The sequence below is a fragment of the Gammaproteobacteria bacterium genome (genome assembly GCA_003696665.1).
Lineage (GTDB): Bacteria > Pseudomonadota > Gammaproteobacteria > Enterobacterales.
The window spans coordinates 1-2,706 of record RFGJ01000493.1 but is presented as its reverse complement, the minus strand read 5'-3'; the positions used below and the strand labels follow the sequence as shown (position 1 = coordinate 2,706).

3 protein-coding genes are annotated in these 2,706 nt (G+C 54.4%); 2 read left to right on the top strand and 1 reads right to left on the bottom strand.

Going from position 1 to position 2,706, the window contains the following annotated elements; all coding sequences use genetic code 11:
• The first annotated feature begins 24 nt into the window (after positions 1–24).
• Positions 25–966: an alpha/beta hydrolase gene (locus D6694_11965; GenBank protein ID RMH38684.1), complete on the top strand. Its 942-nt coding sequence runs from the start codon at positions 25–27 to the stop codon at positions 964–966.
• 30 nt (positions 967–996) lie between these two features.
• Here the strand turns inward: D6694_11965 and D6694_11960 are convergent, their stop codons facing one another.
• Positions 997–2,445, bottom strand: a complete 1,449-nt coding sequence (locus D6694_11960; GenBank protein ID RMH38683.1) for an NAD-dependent succinate-semialdehyde dehydrogenase — start codon at positions 2,443–2,445, stop codon at positions 997–999.
• Between the two features lie 52 nt (positions 2,446–2,497).
• On the opposite strand from D6694_11960, the gene D6694_11955 reads away from it, so the two are divergent.
• Positions 2,498–2,706: hypothetical protein (locus D6694_11955; protein ID RMH38682.1), on the top strand; the 209-nt coding region annotated here is incomplete at its 3' end.

Genomic DNA, 2,706 nt, shown 5'->3' with positions numbered 1-2,706 from the left:
TCGGAGCGAGGGCCGGAGACATCTGTGGGCGGCGCAGTCGGCTCGCCCGCGGCTGCTACCGTGTATCGGCAACCCAAATTCGCCGTCGAGATGGTGTCTGACATCACCTACGCTTTGGGACAAGTCCACGAAAGCTGGCGTGGACGGGTGTCCGGGACAAAAGACTTGATGCTGGACGCCTATCGACCTGTCGGGGCTGTCGGTCGTTTGCCCGTTGTGACTTTTGTCCATGGCGGGGGCTTTCGTGATGGCGACAAGACTGATGGCGCCGCAAAATATTTTGGCGATTATTTTGCTTCCCGAGGCTTCCTTGTCATCAGTGTGAATTATCGGTTGATGGATGAATATGGCACCGTGCCTGAAGCGATAGCGCAATACGTCAACGGGATGGCACTGTCTGACTACAAAAAGAATCAGCATAAAGCAATGTATCCCGCGGTGCGTGACGTCAAGGCGGCACTCAGATGGTTGGCAAACCAAGCAACCACCTGGCAGGTCGATCTGACACGGGTGGCGATCATTGGCAATTCCGCTGGCGCCATTATCGGGATTGCGGTGGGCGCAACCGATCCCGATGATTTTGCTACGGAATTGTCTCTTGCCGAAGATCCGACACTGAGCAGCACACATCAAGCTCAATCGCTTCCAAGAATTCGTGCTGTGGTCGATTTCTGGGGCAGCGGTGATGCGGTAGATCTCTACGAGGGGGCTTACCAGACAACACGCTGGCGCGCGACTAAAGCGCCTTTAATGATCGTCCATGGCACCGACGATGCCACCATTGCCTATGACGAGGCCCTGTATTTGCAGCAACGCTATCAGCAGTCTGGTGCCCCTTATCAGTTTTGTGCGTTGGCGGGTATGGGTCATGGCGCATGGGATGGGGTGTGTGACGGTAAAACACTGGATGTGCTGGCACTGGAATTTATTGCCAAACATTTGCAATTAACCGTCGTCGAGCACTGAACCGTTCGATAAATGCCAAGCCTCAAGCCACTAGATACCCCAGGACAGATATTTGAGATAAGTAAACTCATCAAGCCCATGGCGCGAGCCTTCTCGTCCAAATCCCGAAGCTTTGATTCCCCCAAACGGTGCGGCAGGGTTGCTGATGGCCGCATCATTGATGCCAACCATGCCATACTCAAGCTGATCCACCATGCGCCAAATACGAGAGGGATTTTGGGTATAGAGGTAGGCCGCGAGCCCGGCCTGTGTATCATTGGCTAGCCGAATTGCCTCATCTTCCGTGGCAAACGACATGATGGCGACGACAGGGCCAAAAATTTCTTCTCGGTAAATGGCCATATTCGGCGTGACGTTGGTCACTATCGCTGGTGCACAGAAATAGCCATGTGTTGGTGGCGTTTCGTTGAATTGTGTGATTTTGGCGCCTTTGCGGCTGGCATCATCCAATAGATGCGCCACTTTCTGACAAGCTTGCGGCTGGATCAGTGGGCCAATCTGCGTGTGTTCTAGGAGCCCGTCGCCAACGCGCAGTTTTTTGACCTTGGCGTGGAGTTTTTCGAGTAACGGCGTCAAGATTGAGTCTTGAACCAAGACACGGTTACTGCATATACAGGTCTGTCCAGCGTTCCGGAATTTCGCCTGCATCAGGCCATCGACAGCGACACCTAGATCGGCATCGTCAAACACGATAAACGGTGCGTTGCCACCAAGTTCAAGCGTCACTCGTTTGAGATGTTCTCCACATCGGGATGCGAGCTTGCGGCCAACTTCGGTTGAGCCGGTGAAACTCAGCGCTTGAATCGCAGGGTGTGTTGTCAGCATTTCGCCAATCTTTTCGGCATCGGTGCCGACGAGAACTTGCAGCACACCGTCTGGCAAGCCAGCCATTTGGCCAAGTTTTGCAAGTGCCAAGGCTGACAGCGGCGTGAGTTCGGATGGTTTGACGACCATGGTGCAGCCTGCCGCAATGGCTGCGGCTGCTTTGCGCGCGATCATGGCATTAGGAAAATTCCAAGGGGTGATGGCCGCAGTCACACCAATCGGTTGTCTGAGCACGATGATGCGTTTGTTCTGAGTGGGGCCGGGAATGGTCTCGCCGTACAGGCGTCGACACTCCTCACTGTACCAACGGATATAATCGGCACCATAGCGAATTTCCGCTTTCGCTTCGCCAACTGGTTTGCCTTGTTCTTTAGTCAGCAGCTCCGCCAATGCATCAATATGTGTCAGCAATAGCTCATACCAGCGACGGAGAATGTCAGATCTTTCTTGGGCAGTGGTTTGTGACCAATGACGAAACGCTTCTTCCGCCGAAGTGATGGCTGTTTCAGCCTGCTCCATAGTGACTTCATAAAGTGCCGTAACGACTTGTTCGGTTGCGGGATTGATGACCGGAAACTTTGACTCGCTCTTGACCCAGCGGCCATTTATCCAGCTACCATTACCAATGAGCGGGTCGAACTTGTCTGTGTGCATGATGGCGTCGGCGTGATGGCAATGGATTCTTATGCAGAATGTACCGACGAATATGTCACAGGGCAAGTGCTCGGCACGATATGCCGAGCACTGTGGACTGACTACCGGTCACTGCGATGGCTGCGCCGCTCAGCGCGAGGCGGGTGCCGCTCAATACGAGCACGATGCTGCGGACTGGTTGATCGCTCTGCTCGTGGCGACCTTCCCGTCTCACTTCGGTGATGGCGCTGAGGTCGGTGCGTCTGGACATGTGGCTCATGA